This is a genomic window from Pseudofrankia asymbiotica (assembly GCF_001983105.1).
In the GTDB taxonomy this organism is placed as follows: Bacteria; Actinomycetota; Actinomycetes; order Frankiales; family Frankiaceae; genus Pseudofrankia; species Pseudofrankia asymbiotica.
The window spans coordinates 61,468-78,005 of record NZ_MOMC01000047.1; the positions used below are offsets into that span (position 1 = coordinate 61,468).

Annotated in this window: 12 protein-coding genes and 23 tRNA genes; 4 read left to right on the forward strand and 31 right to left on the reverse strand. The window is 72.8% G+C overall.

The features are described 5' to 3' along the window. Positions 1–23 precede the first annotated feature (23 nt). The 3 genes from BL253_RS23120 to BL253_RS23130 are packed head-to-tail and all read right to left on the reverse strand — an operon-like array spanning position 24 to position 3,951. A complete protein-coding gene (locus BL253_RS23120; protein ID WP_076819228.1) occupies positions 24–1,967 on the reverse strand; it encodes a branched-chain amino acid ABC transporter ATP-binding protein/permease in 1,944 nt (647 codons plus the stop codon). After that, on the reverse strand, positions 1,960–2,835 hold the full coding sequence (locus BL253_RS23125; RefSeq protein ID WP_076819229.1) for a branched-chain amino acid ABC transporter permease: 876 nt from the start codon (positions 2,833–2,835) through the stop codon (positions 1,960–1,962). The genes BL253_RS23120 and BL253_RS23125 overlap by 8 nt, the downstream gene beginning before the upstream one ends. Positions 2,836–2,883: 48 nt before the next feature. Next, positions 2,884–3,951 carry an ABC transporter substrate-binding protein gene (locus BL253_RS23130; protein WP_076819230.1) on the reverse strand — a complete coding sequence of 356 codons (1,068 nt, stop codon included), beginning with the start codon at positions 3,949–3,951 and terminating at the stop codon, positions 2,884–2,886. On the opposite strand from BL253_RS23130, the gene BL253_RS23135 reads away from it, so the two are divergent. Both BL253_RS23135 and BL253_RS23140 read left to right on the forward strand, forming a co-directional pair. Further along, positions 3,923–4,270 (forward strand): hypothetical protein, encoded by a 348-nt coding sequence (locus BL253_RS23135; protein ID WP_131831552.1) that lies wholly within the window; start codon positions 3,923–3,925, stop codon positions 4,268–4,270. The genes BL253_RS23130 and BL253_RS23135 overlap by 29 nt on opposite strands. Before the next feature lie 193 nt (positions 4,271–4,463). Beyond that, on the forward strand, positions 4,464–6,482 hold the full coding sequence (locus tag BL253_RS23140) for a phosphocholine-specific phospholipase C (RefSeq protein ID WP_076819232.1): 2,019 nt from the start codon (positions 4,464–4,466) through the stop codon (positions 6,480–6,482). A 212-nt stretch (positions 6,483–6,694) separates the two neighbouring features. Here the strand turns inward: BL253_RS23140 and BL253_RS23145 are convergent. The 24 genes from BL253_RS23145 to BL253_RS23260 form a co-directional block, all read right to left on the reverse strand. Next, positions 6,695–6,782, reverse strand: a tRNA-Ser gene (locus tag BL253_RS23145). A gap of 13 nt (positions 6,783–6,795) precedes the next feature. Continuing rightward, positions 6,796–6,872 (reverse strand) — tRNA-Leu (locus BL253_RS23150). Positions 6,873–7,023: 151 nt separating this feature from the next. Beyond that, a tRNA-Tyr gene (locus BL253_RS23155) sits at positions 7,024–7,103 on the reverse strand. A 56-nt stretch (positions 7,104–7,159) separates the two neighbouring features. Next, a tRNA-Arg gene (locus tag BL253_RS23160) sits at positions 7,160–7,232 on the reverse strand. 62 nt (positions 7,233–7,294) lie between these two features. After that, a tRNA-Val gene (locus tag BL253_RS23165) sits at positions 7,295–7,367 on the reverse strand. Between the two features lies 1 nt (position 7,368). Beyond that, positions 7,369–7,444 (reverse strand) — tRNA-Asp (locus BL253_RS23170). A gap of 27 nt (positions 7,445–7,471) precedes the next feature. After that, a tRNA-Ala gene (locus BL253_RS23175) sits at positions 7,472–7,543 on the reverse strand. Positions 7,544–7,549: 6 nt separating this feature from the next. After that, positions 7,550–7,627, reverse strand: a tRNA-His gene (locus tag BL253_RS23180). Between the two features lie 11 nt (positions 7,628–7,638). Next, positions 7,639–7,711, reverse strand: a tRNA-Ala gene (locus tag BL253_RS23185). Positions 7,712–7,745: 34 nt separating this feature from the next. Continuing rightward, positions 7,746–7,821, reverse strand: a tRNA-Met gene (locus BL253_RS23190). 1 nt (position 7,822) lies between these two features. Continuing rightward, positions 7,823–7,895 (reverse strand) — tRNA-Lys (locus tag BL253_RS23195). A gap of 198 nt (positions 7,896–8,093) precedes the next feature. Further along, positions 8,094–8,168: transfer RNA gene (locus tag BL253_RS23200), tRNA-Glu, on the reverse strand. A 4-nt stretch (positions 8,169–8,172) separates the two neighbouring features. Further along, positions 8,173–8,246, reverse strand: a tRNA-Leu gene (locus BL253_RS23205). A gap of 102 nt (positions 8,247–8,348) precedes the next feature. Continuing rightward, positions 8,349–8,422, reverse strand: a tRNA-Ile gene (locus BL253_RS23210). Between the two features lie 22 nt (positions 8,423–8,444). Beyond that, positions 8,445–8,515, reverse strand: a tRNA-Gln gene (locus BL253_RS23215). Positions 8,516–8,529: 14 nt separating this feature from the next. Next, positions 8,530–8,601: transfer RNA gene (locus tag BL253_RS23220), tRNA-Phe, on the reverse strand. Position 8,602: 1 nt separating this feature from the next. Beyond that, a tRNA-Gly gene (locus BL253_RS23225) sits at positions 8,603–8,678 on the reverse strand. Positions 8,679–8,689: 11 nt separating this feature from the next. Then, positions 8,690–8,761, reverse strand: a tRNA-Thr gene (locus BL253_RS23230). A gap of 64 nt (positions 8,762–8,825) precedes the next feature. After that, positions 8,826–8,901, reverse strand: a tRNA-Thr gene (locus tag BL253_RS23235). Positions 8,902–9,005: 104 nt separating this feature from the next. Continuing rightward, positions 9,006–9,076, reverse strand: a tRNA-Gly gene (locus BL253_RS23240). Between the two features lie 24 nt (positions 9,077–9,100). Next, a tRNA-Arg gene (locus BL253_RS23245) sits at positions 9,101–9,176 on the reverse strand. 54 nt (positions 9,177–9,230) lie between these two features. Then, positions 9,231–9,302: transfer RNA gene (locus BL253_RS23250), tRNA-Pro, on the reverse strand. Positions 9,303–9,421: 119 nt separating this feature from the next. Next, a tRNA-Trp gene (locus tag BL253_RS23255) sits at positions 9,422–9,493 on the reverse strand. 456 nt (positions 9,494–9,949) lie between these two features. Beyond that, positions 9,950–10,510 carry a MarR family winged helix-turn-helix transcriptional regulator gene (locus tag BL253_RS23260; RefSeq protein ID WP_076819233.1) on the reverse strand — a complete coding sequence of 187 codons (561 nt, stop codon included), beginning with the start codon at positions 10,508–10,510 and terminating at the stop codon, positions 9,950–9,952. Between the two features lie 649 nt (positions 10,511–11,159). Between BL253_RS23260 and BL253_RS42400 the strand changes: the two genes are divergently transcribed. Beyond that, on the forward strand, positions 11,160–11,321 hold the full coding sequence (locus tag BL253_RS42400; protein WP_158230401.1) for a hypothetical protein: 162 nt from the start codon (positions 11,160–11,162) through the stop codon (positions 11,319–11,321). Then, positions 11,318–12,208, forward strand: a complete 891-nt coding sequence (locus BL253_RS23265) for an undecaprenyl-diphosphate phosphatase (protein ID WP_076819234.1) — start codon at positions 11,318–11,320, stop codon at positions 12,206–12,208. The genes BL253_RS42400 and BL253_RS23265 overlap by 4 nt, the downstream gene beginning before the upstream one ends. 79 nt (positions 12,209–12,287) lie before the next feature. Here the strand turns inward: BL253_RS23265 and BL253_RS23270 are convergent, their stop codons facing one another. The 4 genes from BL253_RS23270 to BL253_RS23285 form a co-directional block, all read right to left on the reverse strand. After that, a complete protein-coding gene (locus BL253_RS23270; RefSeq protein WP_076819235.1) occupies positions 12,288–13,448 on the reverse strand; it encodes a serine/threonine-protein kinase in 1,161 nt (386 codons plus the stop codon). A gap of 174 nt (positions 13,449–13,622) precedes the next feature. Next, positions 13,623–14,678 carry a helix-turn-helix transcriptional regulator gene (locus tag BL253_RS23275; RefSeq protein ID WP_338013741.1) on the reverse strand — a complete coding sequence of 352 codons (1,056 nt, stop codon included), beginning with the start codon at positions 14,676–14,678 and terminating at the stop codon, positions 13,623–13,625. Between the two features lie 268 nt (positions 14,679–14,946). Beyond that, positions 14,947–15,624 carry a TetR/AcrR family transcriptional regulator gene (locus BL253_RS23280; RefSeq protein WP_076819237.1) on the reverse strand — a complete coding sequence of 226 codons (678 nt, stop codon included), beginning with the start codon at positions 15,622–15,624 and terminating at the stop codon, positions 14,947–14,949. A gap of 129 nt (positions 15,625–15,753) precedes the next feature. Next, entirely contained in the window at positions 15,754–16,530 is a 777-nt protein-coding gene (locus tag BL253_RS23285; protein WP_076819238.1) for a pirin family protein, read from the reverse strand. Positions 16,531–16,538: the final 8 nt, after the last annotated feature.

Genomic DNA, 16,538 nt, shown 5'->3' on the forward strand with positions numbered 1-16,538 from the left:
GCCACGCCGGCCCGGTGGCTCGCTCAGGTGAGGTACGCGGCGACGAGCTCGGGGGTGCCGCGGAGGTCGGCGGCGGTGCCGGTGAGCGCGAGCCGGCCGGAACGCAGGACGTAGGCCCGGTCGCACAGCTCGAAGGCCCGGGCGGAGTCCTGCTCGACGAGCAGCAGCGGCACGCGCTCCCGGATCCGGGCGAGTGCCGCGTAGACCGCGTCGACGACCATCGGGGCCAGGCCCAGCGACGGCTCGTCGAGCAGCACCACCCGGGGCTCGGCCACGAGCACCCGGGCGAGCTCCAGCCGCCGGCGCCAGCCGTAGGCGAGCTGGTCGGCCGGTGTGTCCGCGAGCGCCGCGAGGCCCACCCGGGCCAGGGCCGCCCCGGCCTGTCCGGCGCGGGCCCGCTCGGTCCGCAGCATCGCGGGGCGGCGGGTGAGCGCGCCGCCGAGGCCGCACAGGCGCCGGTCCGCGACCGCCAGCATCACGTTCTCCACGCAGGTCAGGCCGTCGACGACCTGCGGGGTCTGGAAGGTGCGCCCGACCCCGGCGGCGCGGACCCGGTCCGGGCTGCGCCAGGCGACCGGCTCGCCGCCCACCGACAGGCCGCCGGCCGCCGGGACGAGCCCGGTCAGGGCGTTGAGCAGCGTCGACTTGCCGGAGCCGTTCGGCCCGACAAGCCCGACGATCTCCCCGGGGCGCACGTCGAGCCGGGCCCCGGCGACGGCCCGGACCCCGCCGAACCGGACATCTACGTCCCGGGCCGCCAGGGCGGCGGGGACCGGCGCCAGGGCCCCGGACACGGCGGTGGGCGCCGGGACCGGTGGCGGCCCAGGCAAGCCGGGCGGGTCCGGCGGGTCCGGCGGGTCCGGCGGGTCCGGCGGGTCCGGCGGGTCCGGCGGGACGGCCGTGGCCGCGTCGAGAGCGCGGGTCGTGCCGCCGCCGCGACCGCGGCCGCGGCGGCGGGCATGGGCGCGTGCCGCGTGGGTGAGGCGGCCGGCGACCCCGATGAGGCCGTCGGGCACGGCGATGATGATGACGACGAGCAGTGCGCCGTAGACGAGGTCCTGGTAGCGGCCGACGAAGCGGAGCCGCTCCGGGACCTGGACGACGAACAGGGCACCGACCAGCGGCCCCCACATCGACCCCATCCCGCCGAACAGCAGCGCCAGGAACAGGTTGATCGCCAGCTGCAGCGAGAACGTCTCCGGGAAGATCGCCGCCGACCGGTGCGCGAGCAGCGCCCCGGCCACCCCGGCGAACGCGGAGCCGACGGTGAACAGCAGCACCCGTCGCCGCGTGACCGAGACCCCGGACATCGTCGCCACGACCGGGTTGTCCCGCACCGCGATCGCCTCGCGCCGCAGCGGCGAGCGTTCCACCAGCGCGACGACGACCAGCGCGATCGTGAGCGCCGCGACCAGCAGAGGCAGGAGCTGCCCGTCGGTCGCCAACGTGTGGCCGAAGACCTCCGGGCGGGCGATGTTGAGCCGCTCACCGCCCTGGCCGCCGACCGCCGACCACTGGCGGAAGACGACGGTGACCAGGTAGCCGATGGCGAGCGTCGCGATCGCGTAGGCGAACTTCTCCGTGCGGCTGATCAGCAGCGCCAGCGCGGCGGCGCACAGGGCGGACACGACCACGGCGGCGCCGATGCCCGCGAGGAACCCGGCGTGGATCGCCACGGCCACCGACGTGTACCCGCCGATCGCCATGAACGCGGCCTGCGAGAACGCGAACTGGCCGGAGAGGCCGAAGACCAGGTAGAAGCCGAGTGTCGAGACGGCTAGCACGCACCAGGCGCCGAGCAGACCGTAGCCGTACTGCCCGCGGGTCAGCAGCCCGGCGAGGGTGGTCGCGGCGATGACCGCGGCGACGGTGCCCAGTTGGTGTCGCCGGTACGGCACCGGCAGCCCGCCACCGGCCCCGCCGGAGCCCGCACCCTCAGTCGCGGCGGTCGCGGTCGGTTCAGACACGGCGGCCCACCTGCTCTCCGAACAGGCCGCGAGGCCGGATCGCCAGCACCGCGAGCATCAGGACGAAGGGGTAGGCCTCCCGGTAGCCGGGGGCTACGTAGCGGCCGACGACGTACTGGGCGAACCCGATCGCGACCGCGCCGAGCAGCACCGCCCCGATCCGGCCGAGCCCGACGAGCACGGCCGCGGCGAACGCGAACAGCATCGGGCCGAAGCCGAGATCGACCGTCAGCGCCTGCGTTGGGGCGACGAGCACCCCGGCAAGGCCCGCGAGCGCGGCCGACAGGCCGAAGGCCAGCATCGAGGTGCGCGTGACCCGCACGCCGACGAGCGAGGCCGCGGCCCGGTCGGCGGCCAGCGCCCGCACCGAACGGCCGAACGGCGAGTGGCCGACGAGCAGCAGGACCGCCGCGACGACCACGACCGTCGTCCCGATGACCAGCAGGTTCTGGTATGGGACGCGGGCACCGGCGAGCCGCCAGACGTCGCCGTGGAACGGGTCCGGGGCGAACTTGGGACTGGTGTCCTGCCAGATCGCGAGTGTCGCGCGAATGACCAGCGCGGCGCCGAGCGTCGCGATGACCACCGTGTGCTCCGAGCGCTGCCGGATCGGCGCGTAGGCGAACCGTTCCAGGACGATGCCGATCGCGAACATCGCCACGACGGCGATCAGCCAGCTGGACAGCAGCGTCAGCTCCAGGTCGTGGTACGCCCAGTAGGAGAGGTAGGCGCCCAGGGTGACCAGGTCACCCTGGGCGAAGTTGACCACCCCGGTCGCCCGGTAGATCAACAGGAAGCCGAGCGCGATCAGCGCGATGACGGACCCCTGCGTCAGCGCACTCGCGACAGCCGTGACGAACCCGCTCACCGTCCGCGCCTCTCTCTCCTCCGGTCCCTCTCCTGCGGCCGGGGCGGATCAGTCCGCGTAGACCTTCTGGGTCTTGAAGACGCCGTTCTGGTAACGGCCCATCACGACCTGGCTGGTCAGGAAGCCGTCCTTGTTGGCGTAGCTGGCGTCGCAGATGCCGGCGAAGCCGGACAGCGACTTCAGACCGTCACGGATCGCCGCCGGGTCGGCGGAGCCGGCCTTCTCGATCACCTCGCGCAGGAGGAGCACCGAGTCGTAGAGCTCGGCGGAGCCGTACGACGGCGCGTAGCCGTACTTCGCCTTGAAACGGTCGAACCAGGCGCCCACCTGCGGCCGGCTCGGGTCGTCCTGCGGGTTGCAGTCGACGGCGCCGTAGACGTTGTCCAGCAGCGCCGGGTCGCCGACACCTGTCGCGAACGACGAGAAGCCGACGCTGCCGGGGCCGATGTGCGGGACGTCGCGCAGGCCCTGCTGGGCGAACGTCTTCACGGTCAGCGCCAGCGTGTTCGGCGTGCCCCAGTCGATGACGGCCTGCGCCCCCGCCTGCGCCATCGAGGACACCTCGCCGGTGAGGTCGGTGGCGTTGTAGGCGAAGCTCTTGTCCGACACCAGCGGGGTGGCGGCGAGGCCCGCCTTCACCCCGGTCGAGCCCTGCTGGCCGAACGCGGTGTCGACCCGCAGCAGGCCGAGCTTCTTCGCGCCCAGCACCGAGGTCGCGAACTCGGTGGCCCGCCGCGCGGAGGTGTCGTTGCGCGGCCGGGTGCCGAACATCCAGGGGCTGCCGCTCGGCCCGTCGGTGGCCAGGCGCCCGTCGGTGGAGTTCTGCAGGATCGGGACGCCGGCCTGGTTGATCCGGGCGAGCAGCGCCAGCGCCGTCGTCGACGACACCGGGCCGAGCAGCGCGGTCGGCTTCCGCTCCAGCGCCAGGTTGAACGAGTTGTCGACGTCCTGTCCGGTGGGGGAGGTGTCGACCGCGGCGAACTCGACCGGGTGCCCGCCGATCCCGCCGACCGTGTTGATGTCCTCGACGGCCATCCGGGCGCCGTCGTTGAAGTCGTTGATCGCGTTCGGGTCCCTGGAGTTCGTCTTGTCCCCGATCAGCGCGACCAGCTTCACCGGCGCCGGGAGCGTGAACTCCTTCGACGGCGCGATCGCCGCCGCGGTGCTCCCGGGCGAGGCGGACGACGCCGGGGCGTTGTCGTCGTCCCCGGTGTCGCGCGAGCAGCCGACGGCGACGAGCAGCGTGGCCGCGGTCGCCAGCGAGACCGCCGTCAGGCGGCGCGCCCGCGGCGTGGGCCGTAAGGACGGCTCGGATCTGGTCGTGGCGGGCGTAACAGCCGTCCAGCCCGGCCCGCGGGCCGGGCTCGGCCGGTCGAGCGGCGGAGTTCTGACATGTCGCCTCCGAGCATCGGCGGTGGACCGAATATCCGGTTAGGCGGCGAATCTAGCGCCAACCTGACGACTCGTCAGGTTTTTCGCTCGGCGGCGGCGGCTGACCTGCGGCTGCCGGCACGCGCCGACAGGTCGTGGATGCACCTCAGGTCTTCGTTTGTTCGTCATCTGTCGGATGCCGGCCGTGGGGAGAGGCGCGCCAGTCTGGGGCACCCCACCCTCGACAAGGAGCATCCGTGGTAGACATCGATCGCCGCAGGTTCCTGAGCCTGGCCGGCGGGACGGCCGCCCTGGTCGCGCTCGACCAGAGCATCGCGCGCGCGGCCGCGATCCCCGCGAACCGCCGGACCGGAACCATCAAGGACGTCGAGCACATCGTCGTCCTGATGCAGGAGAACCGGTCCTTCGATCACTACTTCGGCGCGCTGCGCGGCGTCCGCGGCTTCGGCGAGCCGCACCCCGCGATCCTCCCCGGCGGCAAGCCGGTCTGGAACCAGCCCAACGGCACGGGCGAGCTGCTCCCGTTCCACCCGGACGCCGACGACCTCGGCGCCGCCTTCCTCACCGGCCTCCCGCACGCCTGGAGTGACGGCCACCAGGCCCTCAACAACGGCGTCTACAACCAGTGGGTTCCGGCCAAGGGCACGGCCACCATGGCCTACCTGCAGCGCCAGGACGCGGCCTTCCACTACGCGCTCGCGGACGCCTTCACCATCTGCGACGCCTACTACTGCTCGTTCGTCGGCAACACCGACCCGAACCGCTACTACATGTGGACGGGCTGGACCGGCAACGACGGCAAGGGCGGCGGCCCGGTCCTCTACAACGACGAGCTCGGCTACGACTGGAAGACCTACCCGGAGCGGCTCGAGGCCGCCAGGATCAGCTGGAAGGTCTACCAGGACGAGGGCAACGGCCTCGACGCCGCCGGCTTCTGGGGCTGGACCAGCGACCCCTACATCGGCAACTACGGCGACACGTCGCTGCTCTACTTCAACGCCTACCGCAACGCCCAGCCCGGCAGCCCGCTCTACGAGAAGGCGCGCGTCGGCACCAGGGCCGCGGCCGGCCAGGACTACTTCGAGCTGCTGCGCGCCGACGTCAAGGCGAACAAGCTCCCCAGCATCAGCTACGTCACCGCGCCCGAGGCGTTCAGCRAGCACTCGAACTGGCCGTCGAACTACGGTGCCTGGTACATCGCCAAGGTCCTCGACGCGCTGACCAGCAACCCCGACGTGTGGAGCAAGACCGTCCTGCTCGTCACCTACGACGAGAACGACGGCTTCTTCGACCACCTCGTCCCGCCGCACCCGAACAGCGAGCTGATCCCGGGCGCGAGCACCGTGAAGACGGACAACGAGATCTACCGCGGCCCGCTCGGCAACGGCCACTACGGCCTCGGCCCGCGGGTCCCGATGTACGTCGTCTCACCGTGGAGCGTCGGCGGCTGGGTGTCCTCGGAGACGTTCGACCACACGTCGATCATCCAGTTCATGGAGAAGCGCTTCGGCGTCAGGGAGCCAAACATCACCCCGTGGCGGCGGGCGATCTGCGGCGACCTGACCTCCGCCTTCGACTTCTCGAAGGACCAGACCAGCAAGCCGAAGCTCCCCGACACCAGCTCGTGGGCGCCGAAGGACCGCGACCGGCACCCCACCTACAACCCGGCGGTGCCGGCGACCGGCACCATGCCGAAGCAGGAGCGCGGGCACAAGCCGGCCCGGCCGACGCCGTACGACCTCTCCGTCCACGAGACCTCGAAGGCGGGCGCTCCCACTCTCGAGATCGAGTTCGAGAACGACGGCCGCCTCGGCGCGCACTTCCAGGCCCGCCTGCTCGCGCCCGCCGGCGTGCCGCACAGCTACACCGTCGGCGCGGGCGACAAGCTCAGGGCGTCGTGGCCGGTCGCCGGTGACTACGACGTCCACATCCACGGCCCCAACGGCTTCTTCCGCCGCTTCGCGGGCACCGTGGGCAAGGACAAGGTCTACGTCGAGGTGCGCCAGGTGGGCAACACCCCCGTCCTGCAGGTGTCCGTCGACGCGCCGAAGGACGTCACCGTCGACGTGCGCAGCGTCTACGACGACCAGGGCGCACGCGGCACCGGGAACCGGAAGGTCAAGATCGACACCAAGGACTTCGGCGGCTGGTACGACGTCACGGTGACCGTGTCGGGCACGAAGTGGGTGCGCACCTTCGCCGGCCACCTGGAGACCACCAAGCCGTCGACGAGCGACCCGCAGCTGGGCGGCTGAACCGGATAGCCGAAACGCGACAGCCGAGACCGGGTGGCTCCGAGGCCGGGGTCGTTGAACCCGGTGGCTGGGAGACCTGGTAACCGGGAGAAACCGGTAGGCGGGACAGCGGCCGTGGGGCCCGCGTGCGTGCGCGCGGGCCCCGCGACACGTGGTACGGGACAACCCCACAGCGGACACGGCGCGGCCAGCCCGGGCGGGCCGGGCGGGCATGGCGGAGGGTGGAGGATTCGAACCTCCGCGGGCAGAACCCGACCTGCGCTTAGCGGGCGCGTCCCTTACCGACTCGGGCAACCCTCCATCGTTCGGAAACTGGTACCCACGGAGGGAATCGAACCCCCAACAATCCGGCTCTGAACCGGACGCCTCTTCCAGTTGGGCTACGTGGGCATGAAAACGGGCGTGCGCGGCCGGCGGCCCCTCGTCGGCCGGCGGCGTGAATGTGGTGCCTGGTGGGGCCTGGGGCTCGGCCCGGGGTGACATGGCGCGGGAGTCCGGGAGCAAACCCGAAGGGTCCGCGACCGGGAAGATCCAGATCGTGTGCTGGCGGAGAGATTTGAACTCCCACAGCCGAGGCGGCGGCTTTACAGGCCGTTGGGCTCACCAGTGCCCAGCGCCAGCGGGATGCCGCGGGACCGCGCCCCGCGTTTTCACCGGGTATACGGCCCGGGCCGTMGTCCGCGCAGTAGGACTCGAACCTACAACCTCAGCCGTCGGAGGGCTGCGTTCTCTCCTTTGAACTATGCGCGGTCGGACCGTGCGCGGTTGGGCCGTGCACGGTCGGTAGCGCCTGGCCGTCGTGGCCGGYACGGTGCCCAGGGAGGGGATCGAACCCCCGACCTTCTGCTTGTAAGGCAGCCGCTCTCCCTGCTGAGCTACCCGGGCGTGGCGCTGGTGAGGGGACTCGAACCCCCGATGTCCTCCCTGACAAGGAGGTGCCCTGGCCGCTGGGCGACACCAGCATCGTGGAACTCACCACCGTGGAACCGTGGAACTGGGGAGATTCGAACTCCCGGCCCGCGGTCTGCCGAACCGCCGCTCTACCACTGAGCTACAGCCCCGAGAAATGGTGTGACCGGAGGGACTCGAACCCTCTCATGRCCAGGTTCACAACCTGGTGCCTCGACCGCTTCGGCATCGGTCACCATGCGCCGAGTGGAGCCTCGGGGATTCGAACCCCGCGCCTTCTCCGTGCGAAGGAGACGCTCTGCCCAATGAGCTAAGACCCCTTGATGCGCCGCCGCGCGAACCGCGTGCGGCCAGTAGCGGGGGTGGGATTCGAACCCACGATTCCGGGATTATGAGCCCCGTGAGGACGGCCGAACTCCTCTACCCCGCCGTGCCCGTGGAAGGCCTCGGACCTTCGCCATGCCGCTTAAGAGGCGGCCGCTCTGCCGACTGAGCTACACGGGCGACACAGCCGTTCCTGGTGCCGCGTGCCCGGCCTGTGGCCGCCACGAGGCGGGCTGGCCGGCCGGGTCGCGCGGAAGGCCGGGTCGCGCGGAAGACGGAGGACTCGAACCCCAACGGCTTTCGCCGCCCATCCGTTTTCGGGACGGTGGCCACCCCGACGGTGACTTCATCTTCCAGAGGGCCGCGGGTGCGGCCCAGTGCTCCGTGCGGGACTTGAACCCGCAGTCTCCGGATTGAGAGTCCGGCGAGTTGATCCGCTTACTCCAACGGAGCAGAGTGCCGCTCGGAGGAGTCGAACCTCCACTGGCCGCGATCTCGGCGCGGTGCCTCTGCCCGTTGGGCTAGAGCGGCGTGATGGCCCGTGGGCTGGTACCAGAGCCCTTGACCCTGCCTGCCGGTAGCGAGCGGGTGCAGGGGCGCCGCGGGCCGCGACGCGTCGGAAAGTATTACAGGTGGTCGCCCGAGGACTTGAACCTCGCGCCTTCCGCGTATCAGGCGGATGCTCTGACCTGATGAGCTAGACGACCGCGCGGAGCGGATGTGAGAAGGCTGAGGTGAAAGGACTCGAACCTGTATTTCCGGGTCCAGAGYCCGGCGGCCTGCCATTGGCCGACACCTCATCGCGCGTACCTCGTGGGTCCGGAAGGTATCGAGCCTTCCTCTCCCGCTCTTCAGGCGGGCGCTGATCCCTCTCAGCTACAGACCCCTGGAGTGGACGGCCGGGTTCGAACCGGCGACCTTCACCATGGCAAGGTGATGTGCTRCCAACTGCACCACGCCCACACGAACAACCGAGCCCAAGGGCGGATTCGAACCGCCGACCTTCCCCGTACCAGGGGGACGCACTACCGCTGTGCAACAAGGGCGCGCCATGCCACCGCGAGGGCCGGGGAGAGGCGAAAAGAGTACCTTCGCCTCTCGGCCCGGGCCTGGAGCCGCCGGGCGGATTCGAACCGCCGACCTGCCGCTTACGAGGCGGCCGCTCTGCCAGCTGAGCTACGGAGGCACACCGCGGGGGTCCGGACATCGGCCTCCGGCCCTCACCGGCCCGATCGCCTGGGTCCCCCGACAGCCTGGGGAGCGGGTCCTGTCACCAGGCCCCGCTCCTCGAGCGGTCACGGAGAATCGAACTCCGGTCTCATGCTTGGAAGGCACTCGCTCTGCCACTGAGCTACGACCGCGTGCCGCGGAGCCGATGGCCCCGCTGGTACCCCTCACAGGAGTCGAACCTGTGACCTCCCGGGTCGCGACCGGGCGCTCTCTCCTCTGAGCTAGAGGGGTGTGTCGCCGGGTGCCCGGAGGACCGCGATGGCGGCCTCGGGCGCGGCGGCGTCGTCGGGACGGCCGGACTCGAACCGACGTGGGCCTGATCCCAAATCAGGTGGGCAACCTCTACCCCACGTCCCGTTTCGGTGGCCCGAGGCGAGGCGCCTCGGGCCACCGGTATGCCAGGGATGGCGCCCTGGCGTGTGTGTCCGCTGTGGAGTTGTCAATCTTGCGAGCGCTTCCCGAAAAGGGCGCGCGAGCAGGGACGGAGGGACTCGAACCCCCAACGAACGGTTTTGGAGGCCGCCGCTCTACCTTTGAGCTACATCCCCGGGGAATGGCGAGGCAGGACTTGTCTGACGGAAAAGAGAAGACCGCCTCGCGGGCGGCTGCCCGGGGCGGTCGGAGTCCAGTGACCTGTCAGGTCAGGACGTCCGTCCCGGGCTTTCGCCGCTGTGCCACAGGAGCGTGGCCGAATATGAGCGATGACCTCGGAAAATATCGGCCTGGGAGAGCTGGGACGTGCGTGTCGGTCGCATGTCGCGGGCCTCCTCTGCTCGGTTCTTCCGTTTGTCGATCGTCGCTCGCCGTGATGCTGTTGCTGGGTGCCGCGCTGTTCGGTGCTCCGGCGCCCCGTTCGAGCGCCTGGAACCAGGATGCCGTGCGAGCGGAATTGTCTCAAGGGGTTTTTCGCGCGGGTACTAGCAAGGGGGAAGGGCCGCTCGGTCTCGTGGGGCCCAGCCCGCCGAGACGCGGGAGACCTGGCCTGGGGCAGCGGGTCCAGCGGGTCAGCGGCCGGCCGGGGGCGGTGGCGGGCCGTCAAGGCCGGCGACGAGGCGCCCGAGCGCGGGGAGGGCGGCGCGGATGCGGCCCTGGTCGACGTCGGTGAGGCGCGCGAGCACGTCGACGACGGCGGTGTGCAGGTCGCGCTCGACGCCCTCGACCTCCGCACGGGCCGTCTCGGACAGGTGGAGGCGGGCGACGCGGCGGTCGTGCGGGTCACCGCGCCGCTCCACCAGGCCGGCGCCGACCAGGTCCGTGATCAGGGTGCTCAGGTTGTGCGGGCGCATCGACAGCGCCTCGGCGGCCTGCCGCACCGACATGCCAGGCTGGCCGGCGAGCAGGCGCAGCAGCTGGACGTGGCGCGGGCGCAGCTTCTCGAACACCGTCGGGGTCGCGGTCGGCTTCTCGGCGCCGACGACCCGCCACAGCAGCCGCGCGGCCTCGACGACCTCGCCGGCGAGCTCCTCGGTGCGCCCGTCGCGGGCCGCGGTGACCGACAGGACGGTCTCGCGCGCGACCCGGTACCGGCCGTTGGACGTGGCCCCGCGCGCGGTCGAGGCGGTCATGTCGGTCGCCCGTGGTCGGGCCGGCTCGGGGCCGCGGGGCGCGGGGACCCGGACGAACGGTGTGTTCTGGACAAGCGGGAGTGTCGCGCGCGGCCTCGTCGGGCCGCCGTCGGCCGGTGGGGAGCCGGGCAGGGGGGCGGTGGCGCCGGAGCCGGGACGGGCGCCGGACCCGGGAGCACCGGACCCGGGAATGCCAGGCATGGGAGCGTGGGAAGGCTGGGGGTGGCGACGGGCGGGAAGGTGGACTGCTCGTCCCGGAGAGGTTCCTTGAGGAGTCCGCACATCACGAAGCCTGTTCTACCGGAGTTTCCTCATCGTTCAGCCCAAGTTTCCTGAACGTACCGAGAGTCATAGGTCCTACCGGTGAGGCACCGACACCAGCCGCTACCGCCCGGTCGGCGGCGGCACAGCCTGGTGCCGCGCCCAAAAGCCCGGGTACGACGGTAGTCGCCAGCGCCGCGACGCGCGATGCCAGGCCGGGACGGGCCGCAGCCGAGGTAGCTCCGTTGAGGCTCAGACTAGCTCTTCCAGGGCAACAGGTCTGAAACAAGACTCATCTCCGGCGTGGTGGAGCGGACGGGTGTGCCCGTCATGGGCGGGCGTGGGCTGAGTGCCGGCCGGTCGGTGACGTCGGCTACTGTGAGGCGTCGTGACCAGGTACGGAACACCTCTGGGCGGCCTGCCCGAGGGCCACGGCGCCCTTGCCACAGACGCCATCCACGTCGGTACCTTCGGCGACGTCCCCGCCCCGCCCGCCCGCGAGGCCGGCCGGCCGGGCGCGGCCCGCCACTCCAGCGTGGCGGCCGCGTGAACTGGTTCCAGGGGGGCGTCCTCGGCCTGGTCCAGGGGCTCACCGAGTTCCTGCCCGTCTCGTCCAGTGCGCACCTGCGCATCCTGCCGGCGCTGGCGGGCTGGCCGGACCCGGGCGCGGCGTTCACCGCGGTGAGTCAGATCGGCACCGAGACCGCGGTCATGCTGTACTTCCGCAAGGACATCGCGAAGATCGTCTCGAGCTGGGCGCGGTCCCTGCGGAACCCGAAGTACCGCGGCACCCAGGAAGCCCGGATGGGCTGGCTGATCATCATCGGGTCGATCCCGATCTCCGTCCTCGGCGTGACGCTGAAGGACACGATCGAGGGCCCCTTCCGGGACCTGCGGCTGATCGCGACGACGCTCATCGTGCTCGGCCTCGTCCTCGGCGCCGCCGACTGGTACGCGGCGCAGGCGGGCAGGCAGGGCCGGCACGCCTTCCCCCGCCGGCGCAAGACCGTCGAGGACCTGACCACCCGGGACGGCCTGATCTACGGGCTGGCCCAGTCGCTGGCGCTGGTGCCCGGCGTGTCCCGCTCGGGCGCGACGGTCAGCGGCGGCCTGTTCCTCGGCTACACCCGGGAGGCGGCGGCCCGCTACTCCTTCCTGCTCGCGATCCCGGCGGTGCTGGCCTCCGGGCTGTTCGAGCTGAAGTCGGTCGCGGACGGCTCCGACGGCGACGTGGCCTGGGGGCCGACGATCCTCGCCACCGTGATCGCCTTCGTCGTCGGCTACGCGGCGATCGCCTGGTTCCTGCGTTACATCTCGACGAAGAGCTTCGCCCCGTTCGTCGTCTACCGCATCGCCCTCGGCGTGCTCCTGATCGCCCTGATCGCCTCCGGCCACCTCGACGCCCACGCCGGCGCCGACGCGGCCACGTCCGGCTGACCTCTCGGGTACCGCTGGGCCCGGGCTCGGGCTCGAACTCGGACGGCGCTGAGGCCCGACGCGGTTCTCCGTGACGGGCTCAGGCCCTGGGTGGCCACAGGCCGCGCAGCAGCCGGGTCCAGGGCCGAGCACCGGGCTCGGGCGGCGGGGGCGTGCGCGGAACGCGGACCGGCGGGCCCGACGGCGGCATCTGGTAACCATGGGGCGGTGCCGGGTACCTGTTAGCCGGTGCCGGTGCCGGTGCCGGTGCCGGTGCCGGTGGGACGGCCGGCGTTGGTGTCGGGAAGGGGTTCGGGGGAAGTGGGAGAAGCGCGGAGCCCGCGGGCAGGCGCAGCGTGGCCTCGCCGGTCGGGGCGGGCGCGGTGGCGTCGGTCAGCCAGAGGAGGAGCTCGCGGGCGGTGGGGCGGTCGGCCGGGTTCTTCGCCATCGCGCGGGCGACGACCTGGCGCAACGCGGGGGGCAGGCCAGCCAGGTCGGGCGCCTCGCACACGACCCGGCGCAGCAGCTCGGTGATGCCCGGCTCCCCGAACGGGAGGCGGCCGGAGGCGGCGTAGATGACGTTGCCGCCCCAGGCGTGCACGTCCGTGGCGGTGGTGGACGGCTGGTCGAGGGCCTGCTCGGGCGACATGAACACCGGCGTGCCCAGTTTGCCGACGGTGATGGCGGTGGCGTCCGTCAGCGGGCGGCAGACCCCGAAGTCGATGACCCGCGCCCCGGACGAGGAGAGCATGATGTTGCCGGGCTTGAGGTCCCGGTGGATGACCCCGGCGGCGTGGATCGCCGTCAGCGCCGAGGCGACCGCGACGGCGAACCGCTCCAGTTCCGCCGGCGCCAGCGGCCCCCATCCGGTCACCGCGGTGGCGAGGGTCGGGCCGTCGATGAACTCCGTCACCAGGTAGGGCCGCGGGCCCGAGACGTCGACGTCGAGCACCTCCGCCGTGCAGAACCGGGCGACCTTGCGCGCGGCGTGCGCCTCCCGCCGGAACCGTTCCCGGAACGCCGGCACCCGCGCCAGGTCCTCGTCGATGACCTTCACGGCGACCAGCGGCGCGGCCTCCCAGCCGGCGCCGCCGCCGCGGCCGTAAGCCGGGCCGCTCGAGCCCGGCTCGGCGCCGCCGACGCGACGGGCGAGGTAGACCGTGCCCATGCCGCCCTTGCCGAGCACGCCGAGCACGCGGTACGGCCCGACCTGGCCCGGGTCGTCCGGGCCTGGCGGCGCCACGTCCGGCAGGCCCACCACGCACACTCCTACCCGAGGGCGCGGCGCGGTCCCATCCCGCCGCGACCCGCGTCGCGAATCTCCCCGTAGGGCAGGCTATCCCGAGGGCCATCCCGGGGCCGGTCCAGCCCGCCGCTCACCACGGCCGCGTCCGCCGGGCACCGACGGCTCTCGTCCGCGCAGGCCCCGCACCGGTCACCGCGGCGGCGGCTCGGAGGTGAAGAGACGGCCGGCGGCGCGGACGTGCTCGGCGAGCTCCGGCGGGCCGAGCACCTCGAACGGCGCGCCGATGCGGGCGAGCAGCAGCATCGCCCAGGCGGGGTCGTCGGCGCCCATCCGCAGCCGGCACGGGCCCGCGTCGTGCCGTTCCCCGCCGGCTTCCTGGTCGCCGCTCCCACGCCCGGCGACGGCGTCCCGCTCGAGGCGGCCCCGCCCGGAGGTGCCTGCCGGCTCGGTGGCCGCTGCCCGCCGCGCGGGATCCCAGGGCTCGACGACGGCCCAGCGGCCGGCCACCCGGGCCACCTCGTCGACGGGCGCCCAGACCAGCACCTCCGCCTGCTGGCGCGCCGGGGCCGACCGGACCGCGGCGCGCACGAACGCGGCGGCGTCGCCGCCGGGCAGCGGGCGCGGGCGGAACCGGGCACCGGAGACCAGCGGCTCGGCGATCCGGTCGAGCCGGAACGTGCGCCAGTCTGACCGGTCGACGTCGAAGCCGACCAGGTACCAGCGCCCGGACAGCGAGACCATCCGGTGCGGCTCGACGTGGCGGTGGGTCGCGGCGCCCTCGCGGTCGATGTAGCCGAAGCGCAGCCGCTCCTCCGCCCGCGCCGCCAGCGCGATCGCGGTCAGCATCCCGGCGTCGACGGGCGGCCCGCCGACCGGCACCGGCACCGTGTACGCGCCGAGCGCGTCGGCCCGGTGCCGCAGCCGGCGCGGGATCACCTGCGCCACCTTGGCCAGCGCCCGAACCGCCGCCTCCTCGATCCCCGCGACCGGCCCGGCGACGGCGGCCCGAAGCCCGACGACGATCGCGACCGCCTCGTCGTCGTCGAGCAGCAGCGGCGGCACCGCGGCGCCGGCCCGCAGCTGGTAGCCGCCGGCGACGCCCCGGCTGGCGAGCACGGGGTAGCCCAACTCCCGCAGCCGGTCGACGTCGCGGCGCAGCGTCCGGGCGCTCACCTGGAGCCGGTCGGCCAGCTCCACCCCCGCCCAGTACCGGTGGGTCTGCAGCAGCGAGAGCAGCCGCAGCATCCGCGCGCTCGGTGAGGCCCGCTCGCCGGGGCTCCCGCCGCGGCCGCCCGCCGCGGCTTCAGCCTCAGCCTCGGCCTCGTCGAAGGCGTCACCGATGACCTCGTCGGGCAGCTCGCTCGCCATGCCCACCAGAATGCCCCTGGTTGCGGCCAGATCCTGGCCGCAAAGGGCCGCTCCTGCCCGGGAGGCGCCGCTGGGCGGCAGGGGGCACCACCCTGCAGGGTGGCTGGATGGGCGACGCGGGCTGGCCGGAGACGGTCCGGGCAGGTCAGCGGCCGTGCAGGCGGTCGCAGGCCATGACCTGCGTGATCTGGCCCGGGGCGAGCGCGGGCCGCGGCAGCTGGCTCGGCGCCTCGCGGGCGGTGCGCAGGCCGTCGACCACGAGCGCGAGGAAACGGCGCCACGACTCGGGGGCGACGTCGCGGGTGAAGTCGGCGACGGCGGTCAGCATGAGCTGGATCAGGGCGACGTCGGTGCCGGCGACGTCGGGGCGCAGCGCGCCGGCGTCCTGCGCCCGTTCCACCAGAGCCATGAACACCGGGCCGATGCGGTCGCGGTCCGCCGCGATGCGGGCCCGCCCGTGCGCGGTGCTGAAGACCAGCTCCTTCAGCCCCCGGTCGGCGACCTGGYGGGCGGTCGCCTGGTCGAGGAAGGCGACCAGGCCCAGCCACGGGTCCTCGGCGCGCAGGCACTCCTCGGCGAGCTCGACCAGCTTGCCGATCCGGTCCTCGAACAGGGCGTCGATGAGCAGTTCCTTGGTCGGGAACCGCCGGTAGAACGTGCCGATACCGACGCCCGCGCGCCGGGCGATCTCGTCGGTGGTGACATCGAGGCCCTGCTCGGCGAACGCCGTGGCCGCGCCCTCGAGGATCCGCCGCCGGTTGCGCTCGGCGTCGCGCCGCAGCGGCCGGTCGGTGGCCGTCGCCCGCGTCGCCTGCTCCGTCACGTACTGATCGTAGACGCCGGCCCGTCGCGGGGCCCAGGAACCGACGGGCTCGCCTTCCGGCGGAAAGCGGGCCGGAAGGCGAGCCCGCCCGACGTGGCGGGCCGCGGCCGGGTCCGCATCGAGCCGTGATCAGCCGCGGACGGTGGCGTGCATCTCCCAGACGAGGATCTCGCTGGGCTCGGTCGCGGTGACCGTGTTGCCGCCCGTGGCCGTGAAGCGGGCCGCGTCGCCGGTGGCCAGCGCGCCCTCGCCCTCCAGCGTCACCGAGCCGCGGGGCACGAACAGGTGCAGGTACGGCGCGTCGGGCAGGGTGACCGACCCGCCGGGCGCCAGGCGCGCCGCGTGCAGCGCGGCGTACCGGTTGCCGATCCGGATGGCGGCGGCGTCCTTGTCCCGCTCCATGCCGGAGGCCACCGGTACCAGGCCGCCGGCGAGCAGCTCACCGTCGATCTCCAGCTGCTCGTAGCCGGGCTCGATCCCCGCCGTGTCCGGGACGACCCACATCTGGACGAAGTGCACCGGGTCGGTGTGCTCACCCTCGCCGGTGAGGCGCCAGGAGTCGTTCTTCTCCGAGTGCAGGATCCCGGTGCCGGCGCTCATCCGCTGGGCCAGGCCCGGGTAGATGACGCCCGAGTGCCCGGTCGAGTCCTGGTGGACGAGGCCACCGTCCAGCACCCAGGTGACGATCTCCATGTCCCGGTGGGGGTGGGTGTCGAAGCCGGTGCCCGGGGCGACGACGTCGTCGTTGTTCACGAGCAGCAGGCCGTGGTGGGTGTTGTCCGGCGCGTAGTGGTGGCCGAAGGAGAAGGAGTGCTTCGAGTCGAGCCACGACATCCTCGTGGCGTACCGGTCCGGTGCGCGCCGGATGTCGACGCTCGCCTCGCGGGTCGTGGTCACAGCGGCCATGGTGGCCT

Excerpts from the sequence above, each read along its gene's own strand:
- BL253_RS23260 (WP_076819233.1), bottom strand. The coding sequence starts at position 10,510 with ATGACCGCCTCGACCGCGCGCGGGGCCACGTCCAACGGCCGGTACCGG.
- BL253_RS23275 (WP_338013741.1), bottom strand. The coding sequence starts at position 14,678 with ATGCTGCGGCTGCTCTCGCTGCTGCAGACCCACCGGTACTGGGCGGGG.
- BL253_RS23285 (WP_076819238.1), bottom strand. The coding sequence starts at position 16,530 with ATGGCCGCTGTGACCACGACCCGCGAGGCGAGCGTCGACATCCGGCGC.